The sequence below is a fragment of the Stutzerimonas tianxiuensis genome (assembly GCF_053470365.1).
Window position 1 is genome coordinate 116,030 of the sequence record NZ_JBPVWS010000007.1, and the last position, 15,160, is coordinate 131,189.

General features: G+C 63.8%; 19 protein-coding genes. 13 read left to right on the top strand and 6 right to left on the bottom strand.

Annotated features, from left to right (window positions below; translation table 11 throughout):
• The first annotated feature begins 74 nt into the window (after positions 1-74).
• Both ACSSNI_RS11040 and ACSSNI_RS11045 read left to right on the top strand, forming a co-directional pair.
• The gene (locus tag ACSSNI_RS11040; protein WP_200640191.1) at positions 75-482 is read left to right on the top strand and encodes an SMI1/KNR4 family protein; all 408 of its coding nucleotides are present in this window, start codon (positions 75-77) and stop codon (positions 480-482) included.
• 76 nt (positions 483-558) lie between these two features.
• Positions 559-933: a DUF3301 domain-containing protein gene (locus ACSSNI_RS11045; protein WP_200640727.1), complete on the top strand. Its 375-nt coding sequence runs from the start codon at positions 559-561 to the stop codon at positions 931-933.
• Positions 934-942: 9 nt separating this feature from the next.
• On the opposite strand, the gene ACSSNI_RS11050 is transcribed toward ACSSNI_RS11045, so the two are convergent.
• Complete coding sequence (locus ACSSNI_RS11050) at positions 943-1,908, bottom strand: CobW family GTP-binding protein (protein ID WP_200640190.1); 966 nt, start codon at positions 1,906-1,908, stop codon at positions 943-945.
• A gap of 90 nt (positions 1,909-1,998) precedes the next feature.
• Between ACSSNI_RS11050 and ACSSNI_RS11055 the strand changes: the two genes are divergently transcribed.
• Positions 1,999-2,355 carry an NADH:ubiquinone oxidoreductase gene (locus ACSSNI_RS11055; RefSeq protein ID WP_200640723.1) on the top strand — a complete coding sequence of 119 codons (357 nt, stop codon included), beginning with the start codon at positions 1,999-2,001 and terminating at the stop codon, positions 2,353-2,355.
• 42 nt (positions 2,356-2,397) lie between these two features.
• On the opposite strand, the gene ACSSNI_RS11060 is transcribed toward ACSSNI_RS11055, so the two are convergent.
• The 4 genes from ACSSNI_RS11060 to ACSSNI_RS11075 form a co-directional block, all read right to left on the bottom strand.
• Positions 2,398-2,922: a DUF3617 domain-containing protein gene (locus ACSSNI_RS11060; RefSeq protein ID WP_200640189.1), complete on the bottom strand. Its 525-nt coding sequence runs from the start codon at positions 2,920-2,922 to the stop codon at positions 2,398-2,400.
• A gap of 163 nt (positions 2,923-3,085) precedes the next feature.
• Positions 3,086-3,487, bottom strand: a complete 402-nt coding sequence (locus ACSSNI_RS11065) for a DUF1850 domain-containing protein (RefSeq protein WP_200640188.1) — start codon at positions 3,485-3,487, stop codon at positions 3,086-3,088.
• Positions 3,484-5,517 (bottom strand): TRAP transporter permease, encoded by a 2,034-nt coding sequence (locus ACSSNI_RS11070; protein ID WP_200640187.1) that lies wholly within the window; start codon positions 5,515-5,517, stop codon positions 3,484-3,486. Before ACSSNI_RS11070 ends, ACSSNI_RS11065 begins: the two co-directional genes overlap by 4 nt.
• Before the next feature lie 170 nt (positions 5,518-5,687).
• Positions 5,688-6,641: a TAXI family TRAP transporter solute-binding subunit gene (locus tag ACSSNI_RS11075; RefSeq protein ID WP_200640186.1), complete on the bottom strand. Its 954-nt coding sequence runs from the start codon at positions 6,639-6,641 to the stop codon at positions 5,688-5,690.
• Between the two features lie 381 nt (positions 6,642-7,022).
• Between ACSSNI_RS11075 and ACSSNI_RS11080 the strand changes: the two genes are divergently transcribed.
• Both ACSSNI_RS11080 and ACSSNI_RS11085 read left to right on the top strand, forming a co-directional pair.
• Entirely contained in the window at positions 7,023-7,451 is a 429-nt protein-coding gene (locus ACSSNI_RS11080) for an HhH-GDP family DNA glycosylase (RefSeq protein WP_200640185.1), read from the top strand.
• A 77-nt stretch (positions 7,452-7,528) separates the two neighbouring features.
• Complete coding sequence (locus ACSSNI_RS11085) at positions 7,529-7,771, top strand: hypothetical protein (protein ID WP_234484686.1); 243 nt, start codon at positions 7,529-7,531, stop codon at positions 7,769-7,771.
• 6 nt (positions 7,772-7,777) lie between these two features.
• Here ACSSNI_RS11085 and phnN read toward each other — a convergent pair whose 3' ends face one another.
• On the bottom strand, positions 7,778-8,317 hold the full coding sequence (gene phnN, locus ACSSNI_RS11090; protein ID WP_200640184.1) for a phosphonate metabolism protein/1,5-bisphosphokinase (PRPP-forming) PhnN: 540 nt from the start codon (positions 8,315-8,317) through the stop codon (positions 7,778-7,780).
• 117 nt (positions 8,318-8,434) lie between these two features.
• Between phnN and ACSSNI_RS11095 the strand changes: the two genes are divergently transcribed.
• From ACSSNI_RS11095 to mdcH, 8 genes are all read left to right on the top strand, one after another.
• Complete coding sequence (locus ACSSNI_RS11095) at positions 8,435-8,872, top strand: YqaA family protein (protein WP_200640183.1); 438 nt, start codon at positions 8,435-8,437, stop codon at positions 8,870-8,872.
• A gap of 119 nt (positions 8,873-8,991) precedes the next feature.
• Positions 8,992-10,659, top strand: coding sequence for a malonate decarboxylase subunit alpha (mdcA, locus tag ACSSNI_RS11100; RefSeq protein ID WP_200640182.1), 1,668 nt, complete (start codon positions 8,992-8,994; stop codon positions 10,657-10,659).
• Positions 10,659-11,531 carry a triphosphoribosyl-dephospho-CoA synthase gene (locus ACSSNI_RS11105; RefSeq protein ID WP_200640181.1) on the top strand — a complete coding sequence of 291 codons (873 nt, stop codon included), beginning with the start codon at positions 10,659-10,661 and terminating at the stop codon, positions 11,529-11,531. Before mdcA ends, ACSSNI_RS11105 begins: the two co-directional genes overlap by 1 nt.
• A gap of 2 nt (positions 11,532-11,533) precedes the next feature.
• Positions 11,534-11,833: a malonate decarboxylase subunit delta gene (locus ACSSNI_RS11110; RefSeq protein ID WP_200640180.1), complete on the top strand. Its 300-nt coding sequence runs from the start codon at positions 11,534-11,536 to the stop codon at positions 11,831-11,833.
• Entirely contained in the window at positions 11,826-12,692 is an 867-nt protein-coding gene (locus tag ACSSNI_RS11115; RefSeq protein ID WP_200640179.1) for a biotin-independent malonate decarboxylase subunit beta, read from the top strand. The genes ACSSNI_RS11110 and ACSSNI_RS11115 overlap by 8 nt, the downstream gene beginning before the upstream one ends.
• Entirely contained in the window at positions 12,689-13,474 is a 786-nt protein-coding gene (mdcE, locus tag ACSSNI_RS11120; protein ID WP_200640178.1) for a biotin-independent malonate decarboxylase subunit gamma, read from the top strand. Before ACSSNI_RS11115 ends, mdcE begins: the two co-directional genes overlap by 4 nt.
• A 72-nt stretch (positions 13,475-13,546) precedes the next feature.
• Complete coding sequence (locus ACSSNI_RS11125) at positions 13,547-14,167, top strand: malonate decarboxylase holo-ACP synthase (RefSeq protein WP_200640177.1); 621 nt, start codon at positions 13,547-13,549, stop codon at positions 14,165-14,167.
• The gene (mdcH, locus tag ACSSNI_RS11130) at positions 14,164-15,099 is read left to right on the top strand and encodes a malonate decarboxylase subunit epsilon (RefSeq protein WP_200640176.1); all 936 of its coding nucleotides are present in this window, start codon (positions 14,164-14,166) and stop codon (positions 15,097-15,099) included. Before ACSSNI_RS11125 ends, mdcH begins: the two co-directional genes overlap by 4 nt.
• The last annotated feature ends 61 nt before the right edge of the window (positions 15,100-15,160 follow it).

Here is a 15,160-nt window from a genome sequence, read left to right on the forward strand (position 1 = left end):
GCGACTGGTACTGGCTAGCCAATGCGCGGGCTTGTATAAACGCGCATTCTCAAGACCGTCGAAGGGGGACCGTCATGGAAGAAGTAATCGAGCAGCTGCGAGAGCTAAACGAACCGGTGCCGGTGCCACTGGAGTTGCCGGACGATGACCGGTTGGTCGAGGTTGAGGAGGAGTTGCTGATCAACCTTCCGTTTGGCCTGCGCGAGTTTCTGCTGACAGTCAGCGACGTGGTCTATGGACGTCTGGAGCCCGTGACAGCTTCTGATCCGCAAGCGCATACCTATCTGCCCGAAGTGGCCGCGAACGCCTGGGACGCCGGCGTGGAGCGAGACTTGCTGCCCATCTGCCAGGACGGGCCTGACTTCTACGTAGTGGATCTTGAAGGTGAGGTCATGCTGTTCGACGGCAGCGAGCATGAGATGACTGACGAAAGCTGGGAGTCGGTCTGGCATTGGGTACGCGACGTTTGGCTGGAGAGCTGATGCGCCGGGTCACCGTTTCGCCGCGCGCGAGGCCCGAAGCCCATCGCTGCTTGCAGGATTGCCGGCAGTGTCACGCATGGTGACCCTCGGCAATCTGTTTATCGTCTTGGTGCTGCTCAGCATCGGCGCCTGGCTGTGGCATTCCTATGGCATTCGCGAGCGGGCGCTGAGGGCGGTGCGGCAACACTGCAAGAAGATGGATGTAGAACTGCTTGACGGCAACGTAGCCTTTCGCCGACTCGGGTTGATCCGTGATACACGTGGCCAACGCCGCTTTGCACGGGTATATGGCTTCGAGTTCACCGTAACCGGGGAGCATCGCCATCAGGGCAGCATCGTGATGTTTGGCGGTCGTCCGGGCCCGATCGAAATGGAGGCCCATCCGTTTCCTGCTCGTCAGGATTCTGGCCAGGTGATTCAGATGGACGACTGGCGCCGCCGCGACGATTGAGCTGCTAGGTCATAGTCGACAGGCGACCACCGCGTCGTGCAGTTTTTTTTCATCCTGGGGCTCGGCGAAAATCAGTTCCAGGCGAGAATCCTTGCGCCATTCGCTGGGGTTGAATGCCAAGGTCCGGCCATTCAGCGCGTTGAGCGATTGCCAGCCCTGCGGACCCTGCATGACCAGCTTCGCGCGGCGCCAGTCCAGCGATTCCAGCCATGCCTTTACCTGCTGCAGATCGAAGCGCTGGCTTGGGTGCCAGCGCCAGCCGATGCTCCAGCCATCGGCGTTACCCTGGCTCTGGCACAGTGGTTGACGCGGGTCCAGCCAGACACTGCCGAGGCTTGCCGTTAAAGAGGGCAGCGATGATGGCGCTGTTTCAGCATTTCCTGCGTGCTGGTCGATGCCGGGCAGCTTCCCGAGCGGCAGCTGTCCATGTTGTGTCCAGCAGACCGGTATCGACGGCAGCAGCGCTTGAAGTGCAAGCCGTTCGGTTTGACCCAGGCGATCGCTCTTGTTTATCACCAACAGACCACAACGGTTCATTGACTGCTGCTGGCTCTCCGGAAGCGGTTCGCCGCGTAGCAGCCCCGGCCCGTCGACGACTGCCACGCAGGGCTGCACAGCGAGCACGCCGAGCCAGGGTGCGCGTGAGAGTTGATCAAGCAGCTCGGCGGGATGACCCAGGCCGGAGGGTTCGATGAACAGCCGGTCCGGCTTCGTCTTGCGCAGCAGCCGGCTCAAACCCACCTGGAAGGGCACACCGTTTACGCAACACAGACAGCCGCCGGCGACCTCCGCCAAGCTGACGCCTGAGTCGTCGGTGGTCAGTAGCGCAGCATCAAGTCCGATCTGTCCGAACTCGTTGATCAGCACCGCCCAGCGCTCACTGGCAGGGCGTTGCGCCAGCAGCGCACGTATCAGGCTGGTCTTGCCGGCGCCGAGTGAGCCGCTGATGAGGTGTGTCGGGATATTGGAAAGCATGGCGTTATGGTGCGCATTCTACTGAACGGAGGAAAGCGGTTTTCAGACCTGCATGCTAGAGTCGCGGCGTTCGATCCGGAGGGACTGGTGATGCGTTCGCAGTATGGGCTGCTGTTGATGGTAGGGCTTTGCGCCGAGGCGCTTGCAGAAGGCTGCATCGTTCATAGTCAGGATGATCGGATCGAAGTAAAAATCTGTCAGGAGAATCGCAGCATCCCTGGCGAGCTCTTCCGCAGCGGATTCTGCCAGCCAGCCCTCAAGGACCAAAAGGTCGAGGTGACCTTCGTTGAGCAGTGTCCGACCGGCGCCTTTGGCATTTGCCGCAACGCCCAGGTTTCGAACATGCCATATCGCCAGGACATCCACTACTACGGCGTCGCCAGCGATGCCCGTTACCTGCAACCTGCGTGCGAACAGAACAGTGCGGGTGAATGGGTCACCGAGTAATCGCAAGTCTTGCGTCACGTTCCACGTGAAACGCCGCGCTGGTTAGCGCTGAGGCTTCAGTGCGCCGCAGTCCTCACCAATCCACTGACCGCGTGACTGCATCCGACTGGTGCCCTGTTGCTCGCCCGTGGTGTAGGTGGTCTCGATGGTGCTCGCTACCTCCCGCTCGCTGATGACCTTGGTCTCGCCCTGGCCTTTTGCATCCGGACATTCGAAACGGAATCGCCACAGGCTTTCCGTTTGTTCAAGAACCTCTTGCTTGCAACCTGGCTCGTCCTGAAAGGGCAGCTTGCGTGATTTGACCTGTGCTTCGCTCAGACAGATGCGGACGCCCCCGGAGCCCAGCTCAACGCCCTGTTCGGCGAGCATGCTCTCCATCATTTTGCGCTGCTCGGGAGGCAGCTGGTTCATCTGCGCCAACATTTCGGACATGCCAGGCATCTGCATGCCGTCGACGACCAGTTTCTCGCTACTGAACTCCCAAAGCCCGGGGAGTAGCTGCGCTGCTTGAACGGGGAGAGAGGCGGCGAAAAGCGCAGCTACGGTGAGTCTGGTGATGGGGATCATTACAGTCTCCTGCGATGGGAATGCTGGAAGACTAGCCGAGAACTTGCATACGGTGGCGATGAAGGTCTGTTCAAGTTCGCCAATGCTGGGGTGTGAGCTGGCGCAGCGAAAGCAGAGGCGGAGCTAAGGTGGCCGGCATAGCAGTTGAAACGCCGGCCGAGGTTTAGCTGGAGCCGTCCGCCGAGGCGGTACAACTCCAGAGTTCCAGCGCGGGCTGGGCCGCTTTTGGCGGGCCTAGCCATTCGCTCAAGGCGTGGCAACGCTGGTCGAAACACAGTTGGTAATCCCCTGCTTCGGGGGTTCGCCCCACTCGCAGCGGTTGCAACGGCGGCATCTGACGCTGGTAGTGCCAGGCCCCGTCACGCAGTTCGGCGCCATCCGGGATTTCCATCCCGGCACCTGAACCCTTGACCCTCGCTTCGCCGAGCAGCAGCCCGTCCGGCGTCACGCGGTAATCCTCTTCCCAGCGGATCTTCTCGATGGTGTGGTTCCAGGCCAGGGTGAAATCGGTGACGGGCACCTGCGCCCACACCGCCCCGGCCACCCCCAAACAGAGTCCGATCACGCCAGTACTGGTCCGGCACGACGCGCGCGCACGATGTGCTGAGCCAGCAACAGGATCCCAATGCCGAAGCCGATCTCATCGGTGATCGGCATGGCCATGATCAGCGTCGCGCCAGCGGCAAACCCAAGCACACGCTCCCACCAGGCGAGCGGGCGCTGCAGGTAGCCAATCGTGGCGATGCCCCAGAGCCCAATGGCGAAGGCGGCCTTGATCACCATGTAAGCGGTCATCCACAGGCTGTCGCCCTGCATCATCAGTGAGGGGTTGTAGACCGCCATGAACGGCACCACGAAGCCGGCAACGGCGATGCGCACCGCCCACATGCTGATCTTCAGCCCGGTTTCCTTGGCGATCGGCGCCGCCGCGAAGCATGCCAGTGCCACGGGCGGCGTGAGGTCGGCGAGGATGCCGAAATAGAACACGAACATGTGCGAGACGAGCAGCGGAACACCGAGGTCCAGCAGCGCGGGCGCGGCGATCGAGCTGGTGATGATGTAGTTGGGGATGGTCGGTATGCCCATGCCCAGCACCAGGCAGGTCAGCATGGTCAGAATCAGCGAAAGGAACAGATTGTTCTCACCGACCGCGAGGATATAACCGGCAAAGGTCGAGGCCACGCCGGTCAGCGAGACCACACCGATGATGACGCCAACCAGGGCGCAGGCAATGCCCACCGGTACCGCATGGCGTGCGCCCTCGACCAGCGCGTGCAGGCAGACCACCAGGGTGTCGCGTCCGCCTTTGATGAACCAGCAGATCGCCACCAGCACCGCGATGACCGCGAAGATGACCCCGATACCGAGTTGGAAGAATCCGGCACAGAGCACGCCCAGTGCGATCCAGAAGGCGATGCGCAGGCCGAATGACGAGACCCTGAGGATGATTGCCGAGCCAAGGATGACGATCGCTGTCAGCGCCAGGCCGACCATTCCTGAGAACAGCGGCGTGCGTCCGGAAAACAGCAGATAGACCAGTACACCCAGCGGAATCAGCAGGTACCAGCGCTGCTTGACCGCGGCCATTGCGCTGGGGCACTCCTCTTTCGGCAGGCCTTTGAGGTTGGCGCGCTTGGCTTCGAGATGAACCATCCAGAACACCGAGCCGAAGTACAGCAGGGCTGGAATCAGCGCGGCCTTGGCGACTTCGATGAAGGGCACGTTGATGGTTTCAGCCATGATGAACGCCACGGCGCCCATCACCGGCGGCATCATCTGGCTGCCCATCGAGGAGGTCGCTTCGACACCGCCCGCAAAAGCGGCCTTGTAGCCGAAGCGTTTCATCAGGGGGATGGTGAACTGGCCGGTGGTCACCACGTTGGCGACGCCGGAACCGGTGATGGTGCCCATCAATGCCGAAGACACCACCGAGACCTTGGCCGGACCGCCCAGCTTGTGGCCGAACAGGCCCATGGCGAAGTCGGTGAACAGCTTGATCATCCCGGCCTGCTCAAGAAAGGCGCCGAACAGGATGAACAGAAAGATGTAGGTGGCCGAGACGTAGGTCGGCGTGCCGTACAGACCTTCGGTGCCGAAGGCGAGCTGGTTGACCATCTGGTCGATACCGTAGCCACGGTGCGCAAGATCCCCGGGCAGATACTGTCCGAGTAGCCCGTAGGCGAGGAAGATGGCGCAGATGATCGGCAGGGCGATGCCCATGACCCGGCGGGCCGCTTCAAACACCAGAGCGATCAGCAGGACGCCGACAGCGAAGTCCAGGGTGGTGAGGTCACCGGAGCGCTGGATCAGATCAGCTTCGAAATACCACTGATAGAACGCCGTGCCCATGCCGGCCAGGGCCAGTACCCAGGCCAGCGGCTGCCATGGGCGACCCTTGCCAGCAGCGGGAAAGTACAGAAAAACGACCATCAGCAGGAAGCCGACATGCCCCGCCCGCAGTACCTGGCTCGATACCGGGTGAAACGCCGCCATGACAATCTGGTAGATGGAAAACAGCAGGGCCACATAAAACAAAGCTTTTGGCCAATCGGCTGCGCTACCTGCCAGGCCTTCCTCTTGTTGTAGTTCGCTCATGAATTGCCTCGAGCCGATAAAGCGTGGTCGCGTAGAGCCGCTAACAAAACCTGCCGTGATTACACGCTGGTTTTACTAGCGCCTCTTCAGATTCGGATTGGCGAGCCGCAAGCGTCAGCTCCGACGCCTGCGGTTCAGGTTGGGCAGCACATGGGCTGCCCAGGGCGTAATCAGAGTACGCCGGCTTCCTTGTAGTAACGCTCGGCACCCGGATGCAGCGGGATCGGCAGCGCCTTGGTCGCGTTTTCCAGTTTGATGTCCTTGGCAGCGGAGTGCGCATTGCCCAGCTGATCGAGGTTCTCGAACAGCAGTTTGGTCATCTGGTAGGCAATGTCATCCGGCACGTCCGAATGGGTCACGAGGATGTTGGTGATGGCCACGGTCGGCACATCGGCTTCTTGGCCGTCATAGGTTCCTGCCGGGATCTTGGCCGCTTGGTAGGCATCGTTGCCGATCTTGGTGACCACGTCTTGCGGGATTTCCACGTAGTTCAGCGGCATGGTGGAAGCCAGGTCGCGAATGGCCGCCATGCCCAGTCCGGCGGACTGCAGGGTCGCATCCAGCTGGCGGTTCTTGATCAGTTCGACGGACTCGGCAAATGGAAGGTATTCCACCTTGCCCATATCTTCGTAGCTCAGGCCTGCAGCCTTGAGGATGGCACGGGCGTTGAGTTCGGTACCGGATTTCGGCGCGCCGACGGAGAGCGACTTGCCCTTCAGGTCAGCCAGCGTCTTGATGCCGGACTCCTTGCTGGCAACGATCTGGATGTAGTTCGGGTAGCTGCCGCCGATGGCGCGCAGTTTCTTCAGGGGCGCCTTGAAGCCGGCGTCCTCGACGCCATTCCAGCCGTCGGCCACGGAATCGCCGAGGGCAAAGCCCAGCTCGCCACGGCCGGCTTGCAGCAGGTTAAGGTTTTCGACCGAAGCCTTGGTTGCCTGCACGGAGGTTTTCGCGCCGTCGATGCCTTTGCTGTACAGCTGGGATATGCCCACTCCGATCGGGTAGTACACACCGCTGGTGCCGCCCGTGAGGATGTTGATGAAGGTCGGGGCAGCGACTGCGGCGGTGCTGGCCGTAAAGGCTGCTGCGGCAGCGAGCAGGCTGAAGCGTTTGGTCAATCTCATGGTGTCTCTCCGTTTCGTTGTTATTGGTCTTGCAGAACTGACGATAGACGATCAGCTACTGCAGCCAGGGCTGCATGCAAGGACAAGAAAAGGGAGACGGCGTCGGACGTGCTTTCACGGAGGAAGGCAGAAGCGCTGTGCGGCTTTTCTTGTCATTGGTCGTCGCATCGGGCAGATCAGACCAAGCACGAGCTGTGCCATAAGCGCTGAAGGCTCTGTTCCAGCCTTTCCGAACCGGCAGCCTGTCGCCATTGGCAAGAAGTCGCTCATGATTAAGGGGGTATCGGCGGATTCTTGCCGATCACTGCAGATGCTAGCGGCGAACCCTTAAGCCTGACTGGCGTCGCAATGAGGTGAATTCACCGCGAACGAGACAGGGCAATGGCCAGCGAAATCAGTGCGAAGCAACTCGGGATCGATATCAGTCAGGGCGAAGGCGATCTGTTCAAGTGGTTCATCGCCAGCTTCCTGTTTGGCAAGCGCATCCAGCAGGACATTGCTGCCGACGCCTATCGTGTCATCGTCGAAAAGCACAAACGCGACACGCCGAGAAAGATCGGCAACTGCAGCTGGCAAGAGCTGGTGGACATGCTGGGGGAGGGTCACTACGTGCGCTATGACGAATCGACCGCCGAACGGCTGCTCAAGCTCTGCGACAAACTCAATAGCGAATACGGCGGCAAGCTCGGCAACATTCGCGAAAGGAGCAAGGACCGCAAGGACCTGAAGAAGCGGCTGGGCGAGTTCGAAGGAATCGGGCCGAAGACTGTGGAAATCTTCATGCGCGAGGCGGAAAAGGTCTGGTATTGAGGCGTGCCGACCGGGAGCGCTTGCGCTGAGAAACGATACGGCTAGAGTAGCCCGACTCTTTCTGGAAGCCCCGAATTATGCGTGCGGCAATCCTTGCAATCAGCTTGCTCCTTCCTCTGTTGGCCTCGGCCGGCCCTGCGCCGTATTACCAATGGCAGAGCAAGGCCGATGGCACAGTCATTTGTCGCCAGACTTCGCCGGGGCATGGCTGGGAGCTTCTCAACGGGCAGCCTTTTCGCGACCTCAACTGCAGCATGCCGGCCGGCCGCATAGATCGGCCCAACGCAGTGCCGGGCTTTCATCCGCAACCGGGCCGATGAAAGCCTTTAGCGGTCGATGATGCGCAGCAGCTTGTCGACCGTCTCTTGAAGATCGCCTGAATTGTCCAGCAGGAAGAGTTCGTCCAGCGAATCCTCGAAACGCGCATTACGCGCCAGCCGCGCCTCGATCTGCTCGGGTGTCTCGCGGTTGCGCTTGAGCAGGCGTTGGCGCAGTACCTCCGGCCGCACGCTGAGCAGCACCACCAGCAGGTCCGGATAACGCTGGCGCGCCCGCTCCAGATAGCCACGCGATCCGTTGACCAACACATCCTCACCGGCGGCCAGCCACTGGTCGATCTGGATCGGGATGCCATAGGCCAGCTCGTTGGCGCGCCAGCTCATGGCAAAGGCACCGGCGCGTTCCAGGCGGTCAAACTCGTCATGGGTGACGGCCTCGGCGGACTCGCCCACAGCCTCGGCCGAGCGGGTAATGACCCGCCGTGCGATTCGAACGCCGCGCTTGGCCAGGGCCTCGCGTGCCGCATCGAGCACGCTGTCCTTGCCCGAACCGGAGGGGCCAATGAGGTAGATCAACCTGCCTTCCATCAAAATCCTCGGTAACCTTGCATCTGTGAAGCCAACGCTGCAGCCTGCCAGATTTTCGCCGAGCCTTCTCATTATCTCGCCGCCCGCGATACCTAAACCCCAGATCCCGTAACCCACATGTTCGACCTGACTGCCTACCTTGGCCTGTTTGGCGCCGCCTTCGCCGCGGCCACGCTGGTGCCCGCTCAGTCCGAGGCTGTATTGGTCGGGCTGTTGCTGCATGGCGGTTATTCAGCGACGGGGCTGCTGCTGGTGGCCACGCTGGGCAACGTGCTGGGCTCCTTGGTCAACTGGTTGCTCGGCCGCTCCATTGAACGCCTGCGCCACAAGCGCTGGTTTCCGGTCAGCGAGCAGCAGCTGGAGCGTGCCCAGCGGCGTTATCACCGCTTCGGTCGCTGGTCACTGCTGCTGAGCTGGGTGCCGATCATCGGCGACCCGCTGACAGTCGTCGCCGGTATGCTGCGGGAGCCGCTGTGGAGCTTCCTGTTGCTGGTAACGCTGGCCAAGGGTGGCCGCTACTTGCTGCTCGCCAGTGTGACGTTGGGCTGGTTCTGAGCGCCGCTGTACTCAAATCGTTAACCTCAGCGTAACGAAACGCCTCCGCGCTTGATTGATGACCTCCCGTTCATACTTCTACTGTGCGCTCCACATAGCGGAAAACCTGTGGAGTCAGCATGACAACAACAATCTCCCCACCGCCGCAGTGGTCGCGCCGCCGAGCCGAAAAAGCTCGCCGTGTCGATCAGGTGCGCAGCCTTGCCGACGGCGTGGTGCTGCCGGGCGAGCGGATCGTCGAGGCCCTGGAACTGCTGATCGCCCCTGGTGATCGGGTGGTGCTCGAGGGCAACAACCAGAAGCAGGCGGATTTCCTCTCCCGTTCGTTGGCCAAGGCCGACCCCGGCAAGCTGCATGACCTGCACATGATCATGCCGAGCGTCAGCCGCGCCGAGCACCTGGATCTGTTCGAACGGCAGATCGCGCGCAAGCTCGACTTCTCCTTTGCCGGGCCGCAGAGCCTGCGCATCAGCCAGCTGCTGGAAGACGGCCTGCTGGAAGTCGGCGCCATCCACACCTACATCGAACTCTACTCGCGCCTATTGGTGGACCTGATCCCCAATGTCGCGCTGGTGGCCGGCTTCCAGGCCGACCGCCACGGCAACATCTACACCGGCCCCAGCACCGAAGACACCCCCGCACTGGTCGAGCCGACCGCCTTCAGCGACGGCATCGTCATTTTCCAGGTCAACGAGATCGTCGACGAGCTGCCGCGCGTGGACATCCCGGCCAGCTGGGTGGATTTCGTCGTGGTGGCGGACAAGCCGTTCTACATCGAGCCGCTGTTCACCCGCGACCCCCGCCACATCAAGCCGGTACACGTGTTGATGGCGATGATGGCAATCCGCGGCATCTACGAAAAACACAACGTGCAGTCGCTCAACCACGGCATCGGTTTCAACACCGCCGCCATCGAGCTGATCCTGCCGACCTACGGCGAATCCCTCGGCCTGAAAGGCAAGATCTGCCGCAACTGGACGCTCAATCCGCACCCGACGCTGATCCCGGCCATCGAGACCGGTTGGGTCGAGAGCGTGCACTGCTTCGGCACCGAGCTGGGCATGGAGAACTACATCGCCCAGCGTCCGGACGTGTTCTTCACCGGCCGCGATGGCTCGATGCGCTCCAACCGCATGATGTGCCAGCTGGCCGGGCAATACGCGGTGGACCTGTTTATCGGCGCCACCCTGCAGGTTGATGGCGACGGGCATTCCTCCACCGTGACCCGTGGCCGCCTGGCGGGCTTCGGCGGCGCACCGAACATGGGCCACGACCCGCGCGGTCGCCGTCATCCGACCCCAGCCTGGCTGGACATGGCCATGCCCGGCGGCGAAGCCCCGGTGACGATGCTAGAGCGCGGCAAGAAGCTCGTGGTGCAGATGGTCGAGACCTTCCAGGAAGGCGGCAAACCCACCTTTGTCGAGCAGCTCGACGCGGTCGAGGTGGCGAAGAAGAGCGGCATGCCGCTGGCGCCGATCATGATCTACGGCGACGACGTCACCCACCTGCTCACCGAGGAAGGCATCGCCTACCTGTACAAGGCTCGCTCGCTGGAGGAACGCCAGGCGATGATCGCCGCGGTGGCCGGCGTCACCAGCATCGGCCTGCGACACAACCCGAAAGACACCGAGCGCATGCGCCGCGAAGGCCTGATCGCGCTGCCGGAAGACCTCGGCATCCGCCGCAACGACGCAAGCCGCGAGCTGCTGGCGGCCAAGAGCATCGCCGAGCTGGTCGACTGGTCCGGTGGCCTTTACAGCCCGCCTGCTAAGTTCAGGAGCTGGTGATGAGCGCACTCATTGCAAGACAGGCGCAGCCGACACTGGCCGAGCGCCTGGCGGACCTGGCAGTGCAGGTGCTGATCGACGAGGCCGATCTGTCGCCCAAGCCGGGGCTGGTCGACCGGCGCGGCAGTGGCGCCCATCAAGACTTGCACCTGGGGCTGATGCACGCCTCGGCGCAGTCGCTGTGGCCGGCCTTCGCCGCCATGGCCGATGCCGCGCGGAGCGAAGGCCGGGTCAGCCAGGCGCTGCGTGAAACCCTCGGCCAGCTGGGCCGCGACGGCGAAGCGGAGATGCTGCGCGTCACCGCCGGGGTCAACACCCATCGCGGCGCGATCTGGGCGCTGGGGTTGCTCAGCGCGGCGGCGATGCTGGAAGGCGGGGCTTCGGCTGGCGAGATCGCCGCCAGCGCGGCCGCCCTGGCGCGGCTGGACGATCCGGCCGCCCCTTGCAACCCGGACAGCCATGGCGCGCGCGTCTGCCGTCGCTACGGCGTGCTCGGCGCCCGCGAGCAGGCGCAATACGGCTTTCCTGCGGTCATCGAGCGTGGCTTGCCGCAGCTGCTGGCCAGCCGCCGCGCTGGCGCTGGCGAGCAGAACGCCAGGCTCGATGCATTGCTGGCGATCATGAGCACCCTGACCGACACCTGCGTGCTGCACCGCGCCGGTCTTGAAGGGCTGAACCGCATGCAGGCCGGCGCCCGCGCCGTGCTCGAAGCCGGTGGCGCCACCAGTCTCGCCGGGCGTCGCCAGCTGCGCCTGCTCGATCGCGACATGCTCGCCCTCAACGCTTCGCCGGGCGGCGCCGCCGACCTCCTGGCCGCCACCTTATTCCTCGACCGTTTGACGCCTTCGCTGGCGCCGACTGGGAGCAACTGAACATGGAAACCCTGTCTTTCGAATTCGCCGCCGGGCAACCCGCCCGCGGCAAGGCCCTGGTCGGCGTAGTCGGCTCGGGCGATCTGGAGGTGCTGCTGGAACCCGGCCAGGCCGGCAAGCTGGCGATCCAGGTTGTCACCTCGGTCAATGGGGCCGAACAACGCTGGAAGAGCCTGTTCGAGCGGATGTTCCGCGAGCAGATGCCACCGGCATTGAACATCGATATTCACGATTTTGGGGCCACGCCCGGCGTAGTGCGTCTGCGTCTGGAGCAGGGACTGGAGGAGGTCGGCCATGACTGATGTGTCCGCTAACACCGTGGCCCGTTTACTCGAGTCGCGCAGCTTCGTCGAACTCGGTGCCCGCCAGCGTGCCCGCGCACTGCTGGACGAAGGCAGCTTTCGCGAACTGCTCGATCCGTTCGATCGCGTCACCTCGCCCTGGCTGCCGAAGCAGGGCATCGTCACCCAGGCCGACGACGGCGTGGTGGTCGCCAAGGGCACCATTGACGGCCAGCCGGCGGTGATTGCCGCCATCGAAGGCGCCTTCCAAGGCGGCAGCATGGGCGAAGTCGGCGGCGCGAAGATCGCAGGCTTGCTGGAGCTGGCTGCCGAAGACAACCGCAACGGCATCCCGACCCGCGCCGTGCTCCTGCTGGAAACCGGCGGCGTGCGTCTGCAGGAAGCCAACCTGGGCCTGGCCGCCATCGCCGAGATCCAGGCGGCCATCGTAGAGTTGCGCGACTACCAGCCGGTGATCGGCGTGGTCGCCGGTTCCGTCGGCTGCTTCGGCGGCATGTCCATCGCCGCCGGGCTGTGCAGTTATCTGGTCGTCACGCGTGAGGCCCGCGTCGGCCTCAACGGCCCGCAGGTGATCGAGCAGGAAGCGGGCCTCGACGAGTACGACTCGCGTGACCGCCCGTTCATCTGGAGCCTGACCGGCGGCGAGCAGCGCTACGCCTCGGGTCTGGTAGACGCCTACGTCGCCGACGACACCGATGCCATCCGCGCGCAACTGCACGAACTGTTCGCCCTCGGCAAACCCGTTCAACCGCGCAGCCGCCGCCACGCCTGGTTCCTCCAGCGCCTGGCCGACGTCGACACCCGCACGCAGCTCGATGCCGCCGCCGTGCGTGCCCTCTACGAAGGAGATGCCCAATGAGCCGTGGACTGAACTGGTTGCAAGCCCTGGCCGGCGGTCAGGTACTGGCGGGCTATCCGGCCTCGGTGAAGGTGGTCGACGGCACGCTCGGTGAGCGCGCCGCCCGCTATATCGCCGTGGTGCCGGACGCCGAGAATCCCTTCCCGCGCGCGCGCAATGGCGAGGTCGGTCTGCTCGAAGGCTGGGCCCTGGGCCAGGCGCTGGACGAGGCGATCGCCGCCGATCGCGACAAGGCGGACAAGCGTGTGCTGGTCGCCGTGGTCGATGTGCCGAGCCAGGCCTATGGCCGCCGCGAGGAGGCGCTGGGCATTCACCAGGCGCTGGCCGGTGCGGTGGACGGCTATGCCCGCGCACGGCTGGCCGCGCACCCGGTGATCGCGCTGCTGGTGGGCAAGGCCATGTCCGGTGCCTTTCTCGCGCACGGCTATCAGGCCCAGCGGATCATCGCCCTGCGCGATCCGGGCGTGATGGTGCACGCCATGGGCAAGGCCGCCGCGGCGCGCATCACCCTGCGCAGCGTCGAGGAGCTGGAAGCCCTGGCCGAATCGGTGCCGCCAATGGCCTATGACATCGACAACTACGCGACCCTCGGCCTGCTCTGGGAAACCCTCTCGGTGGACAGCATCGAGCAGCCCTCGGCGGACGACCTGCAGCGTGTACGCGACTGCCTGAACAAGGCTGTGGCGGACATCGGCGGCAGCTGCGATCTGCGCGGCCGTCTCGGCGCGCCGAACCGCGAGGCGTCGTCGCGGGTGCGCGAGCTGCTGCGCGCGCAGTGGTAGCGAACACCTGACGCGGCCCTATTCGCCACACCGATCAGCGACTCGACAACAACAATCACGAGGAGGCTGTAGATGCACGACACTCCACGCCCCCACGACCTGCTCTGGGGCATGACTCCAGCACAGCTGCAGGCCGATGCGCCCGCCTGGGCGCATGAGGTGCTCATTGCCGGCCAGCCGGTAGTAGTGCGCCGGGCCATGGTAGAGAACGGTCAGCTTGCGGTGGGCCTGCGCGGCTCCAGTCGTGATCAGCGCTATGCCTCGGTGATGCCGGCCAGGTCGGTGCTGCGCAAGGTGCGTCCGGAGCAACTGGTCGAGCGGCTACCGGTGAGCGACCTACCTGCGCTCCATGCGCTCAAGCAGCTGAAACCGAACATGGATGCGCTCGGCCTCTGCTGGGGCGTGACCGGCTCGGTCGGCTTTCAGCTGGCGACAGGGTTGCCAACGGCCCATACCGACAGCGACCTCGACCTGCTGCTGCGTACGCCCATCGAGCTGCCAAGGCATAAAGCGCGCACGCTGCTGGGGTTGTTGGACGAGGCCGCCTGCCGCGTTGACCTGCAACTGGAAACGCCATCCGGCGCCATTGCCATGCGCGAATGGGCAGGCAGCGCCAGCCGGGTTCTGCTCAAGTGCGTAACCGGTGCACGCTTGGTGGAGAATCCTTGGGATCAGGCGGAGATGGTCGCATGAGCAGCCTGTTCGCCTTTCCCGGTCAGGGGGCGCAAAAGCCCGGCATGCTGCATCGCCTGCCGCAGGCGCCCGAGGTCCTCGAATGCCTCGCTGAGGCTGGCGAAACCTTGGCGGAGGATGCTCTCGGTCTGGACAGCGAAGCGGCGCTGAGTTCCACCCGCGCCGTGCAGCTATGCCTGTTGATTGCAGGCGTCGCCGGTGCACGTCTGCTGATGAGAGGCGGGGAGTCCCCGGATTACGTGGCGGGGCTTTCCATTGGCGCCTATGCGGCGGCGGTGGTAGCGGGTTCGCTGGACTATCAGGACGCAGTCCGGCTAGTCGCCCTGCGCGGCGAGCTGATGCAGAACGCCTACCCCGAAGGCTTCGGCATGACCGCCGTGATCGGATTGGATCTGGGCTCGGTCGAGCGGCTGCTGGCCGACGTGCATGACGAGAGCACGCCGGTGCATCTGGCCAACATCAACGCTGACAACCAGATTGTCATCGCCGGTGCGGACGCTGCCATGGCGGCTGTCGCCCAACGTGCCAAAGCGCTGGGCGCGTCGTGCGCCAAACGTCTCGCGGTGAGCGTGCCGTCGCACAGCGCCTTGCTGGAAGCACCCGCCGCAAAGCTGGCTGAAGCCTTCGCTGATGTCGAGCTTCGCGCCCCCCGCATTCGCTATCTGAGCAGCACAACAGCGCGCCCCATCGCTGACCCCGAGCGGCTGCGTGACGACCTCGCCTACAACATGTGTCGCGTAGTCGACTGGCACGGCACGCTGCGCACCGCTTACGAGCGCGGTGTGCGACTGCACATTGAACTGCCGCCTGGCTCGGTGCTCACCGGGCTGGCGCGACGGGTTTTTGAACAAGGTACGCTGATCGCCTTTGACGGCGCCCGGTTGGACACACTGGACGCCTTGCTGCGTCAGGAGGGCCGCCAGAGCCGATAGACCGCGTGCAATTCAGAGCGAGATGAACTCGCCGCTGTTCGATGGATAAAAACAACGACCT

Coding starts and splice junctions, on each gene's coding strand:
- ACSSNI_RS11075 (WP_200640186.1), bottom strand. CDS start 6,641: ATGAGATTGACCAAACGCTTCAGCCTGCTCGCTGCCGCAGCAGCCTTT.
- ACSSNI_RS11070 (WP_200640187.1), bottom strand. CDS start 5,517: ATGAGCGAACTACAACAAGAGGAAGGCCTGGCAGGTAGCGCAGCCGAT.
- ACSSNI_RS11125 (WP_200640177.1), top strand. CDS start 13,547: ATGCACGACACTCCACGCCCCCACGACCTGCTCTGGGGCATGACTCCA.
- ACSSNI_RS11040 (WP_200640191.1), top strand. CDS start 75: ATGGAAGAAGTAATCGAGCAGCTGCGAGAGCTAAACGAACCGGTGCCG.
- ACSSNI_RS11050 (WP_200640190.1), bottom strand. CDS start 1,908: ATGCTTTCCAATATCCCGACACACCTCATCAGCGGCTCACTCGGCGCC.
- phnN (WP_200640184.1), bottom strand. CDS start 8,317: ATGGAAGGCAGGTTGATCTACCTCATTGGCCCCTCCGGTTCGGGCAAG.
- ACSSNI_RS11115 (WP_200640179.1), top strand. CDS start 11,826: ATGACTGATGTGTCCGCTAACACCGTGGCCCGTTTACTCGAGTCGCGC.
- ACSSNI_RS11110 (WP_200640180.1), top strand. CDS start 11,534: ATGGAAACCCTGTCTTTCGAATTCGCCGCCGGGCAACCCGCCCGCGGC.
- ACSSNI_RS11055 (WP_200640723.1), top strand. CDS start 1,999: ATGCGTTCGCAGTATGGGCTGCTGTTGATGGTAGGGCTTTGCGCCGAG.
- ACSSNI_RS11060 (WP_200640189.1), bottom strand. CDS start 2,922: ATGATCCCCATCACCAGACTCACCGTAGCTGCGCTTTTCGCCGCCTCT.
- ACSSNI_RS11080 (WP_200640185.1), top strand. CDS start 7,023: ATGGCCAGCGAAATCAGTGCGAAGCAACTCGGGATCGATATCAGTCAG.
- ACSSNI_RS11085 (WP_234484686.1), top strand. CDS start 7,529: ATGCGTGCGGCAATCCTTGCAATCAGCTTGCTCCTTCCTCTGTTGGCC.
- ACSSNI_RS11095 (WP_200640183.1), top strand. CDS start 8,435: ATGTTCGACCTGACTGCCTACCTTGGCCTGTTTGGCGCCGCCTTCGCC.
- ACSSNI_RS11105 (WP_200640181.1), top strand. CDS start 10,659: ATGAGCGCACTCATTGCAAGACAGGCGCAGCCGACACTGGCCGAGCGC.
- mdcE (WP_200640178.1), top strand. CDS start 12,689: ATGAGCCGTGGACTGAACTGGTTGCAAGCCCTGGCCGGCGGTCAGGTA.
- ACSSNI_RS11045 (WP_200640727.1), top strand. CDS start 559: ATGGTGACCCTCGGCAATCTGTTTATCGTCTTGGTGCTGCTCAGCATC.
- mdcA (WP_200640182.1), top strand. CDS start 8,992: ATGACAACAACAATCTCCCCACCGCCGCAGTGGTCGCGCCGCCGAGCC.
- mdcH (WP_200640176.1), top strand. CDS start 14,164: ATGAGCAGCCTGTTCGCCTTTCCCGGTCAGGGGGCGCAAAAGCCCGGC.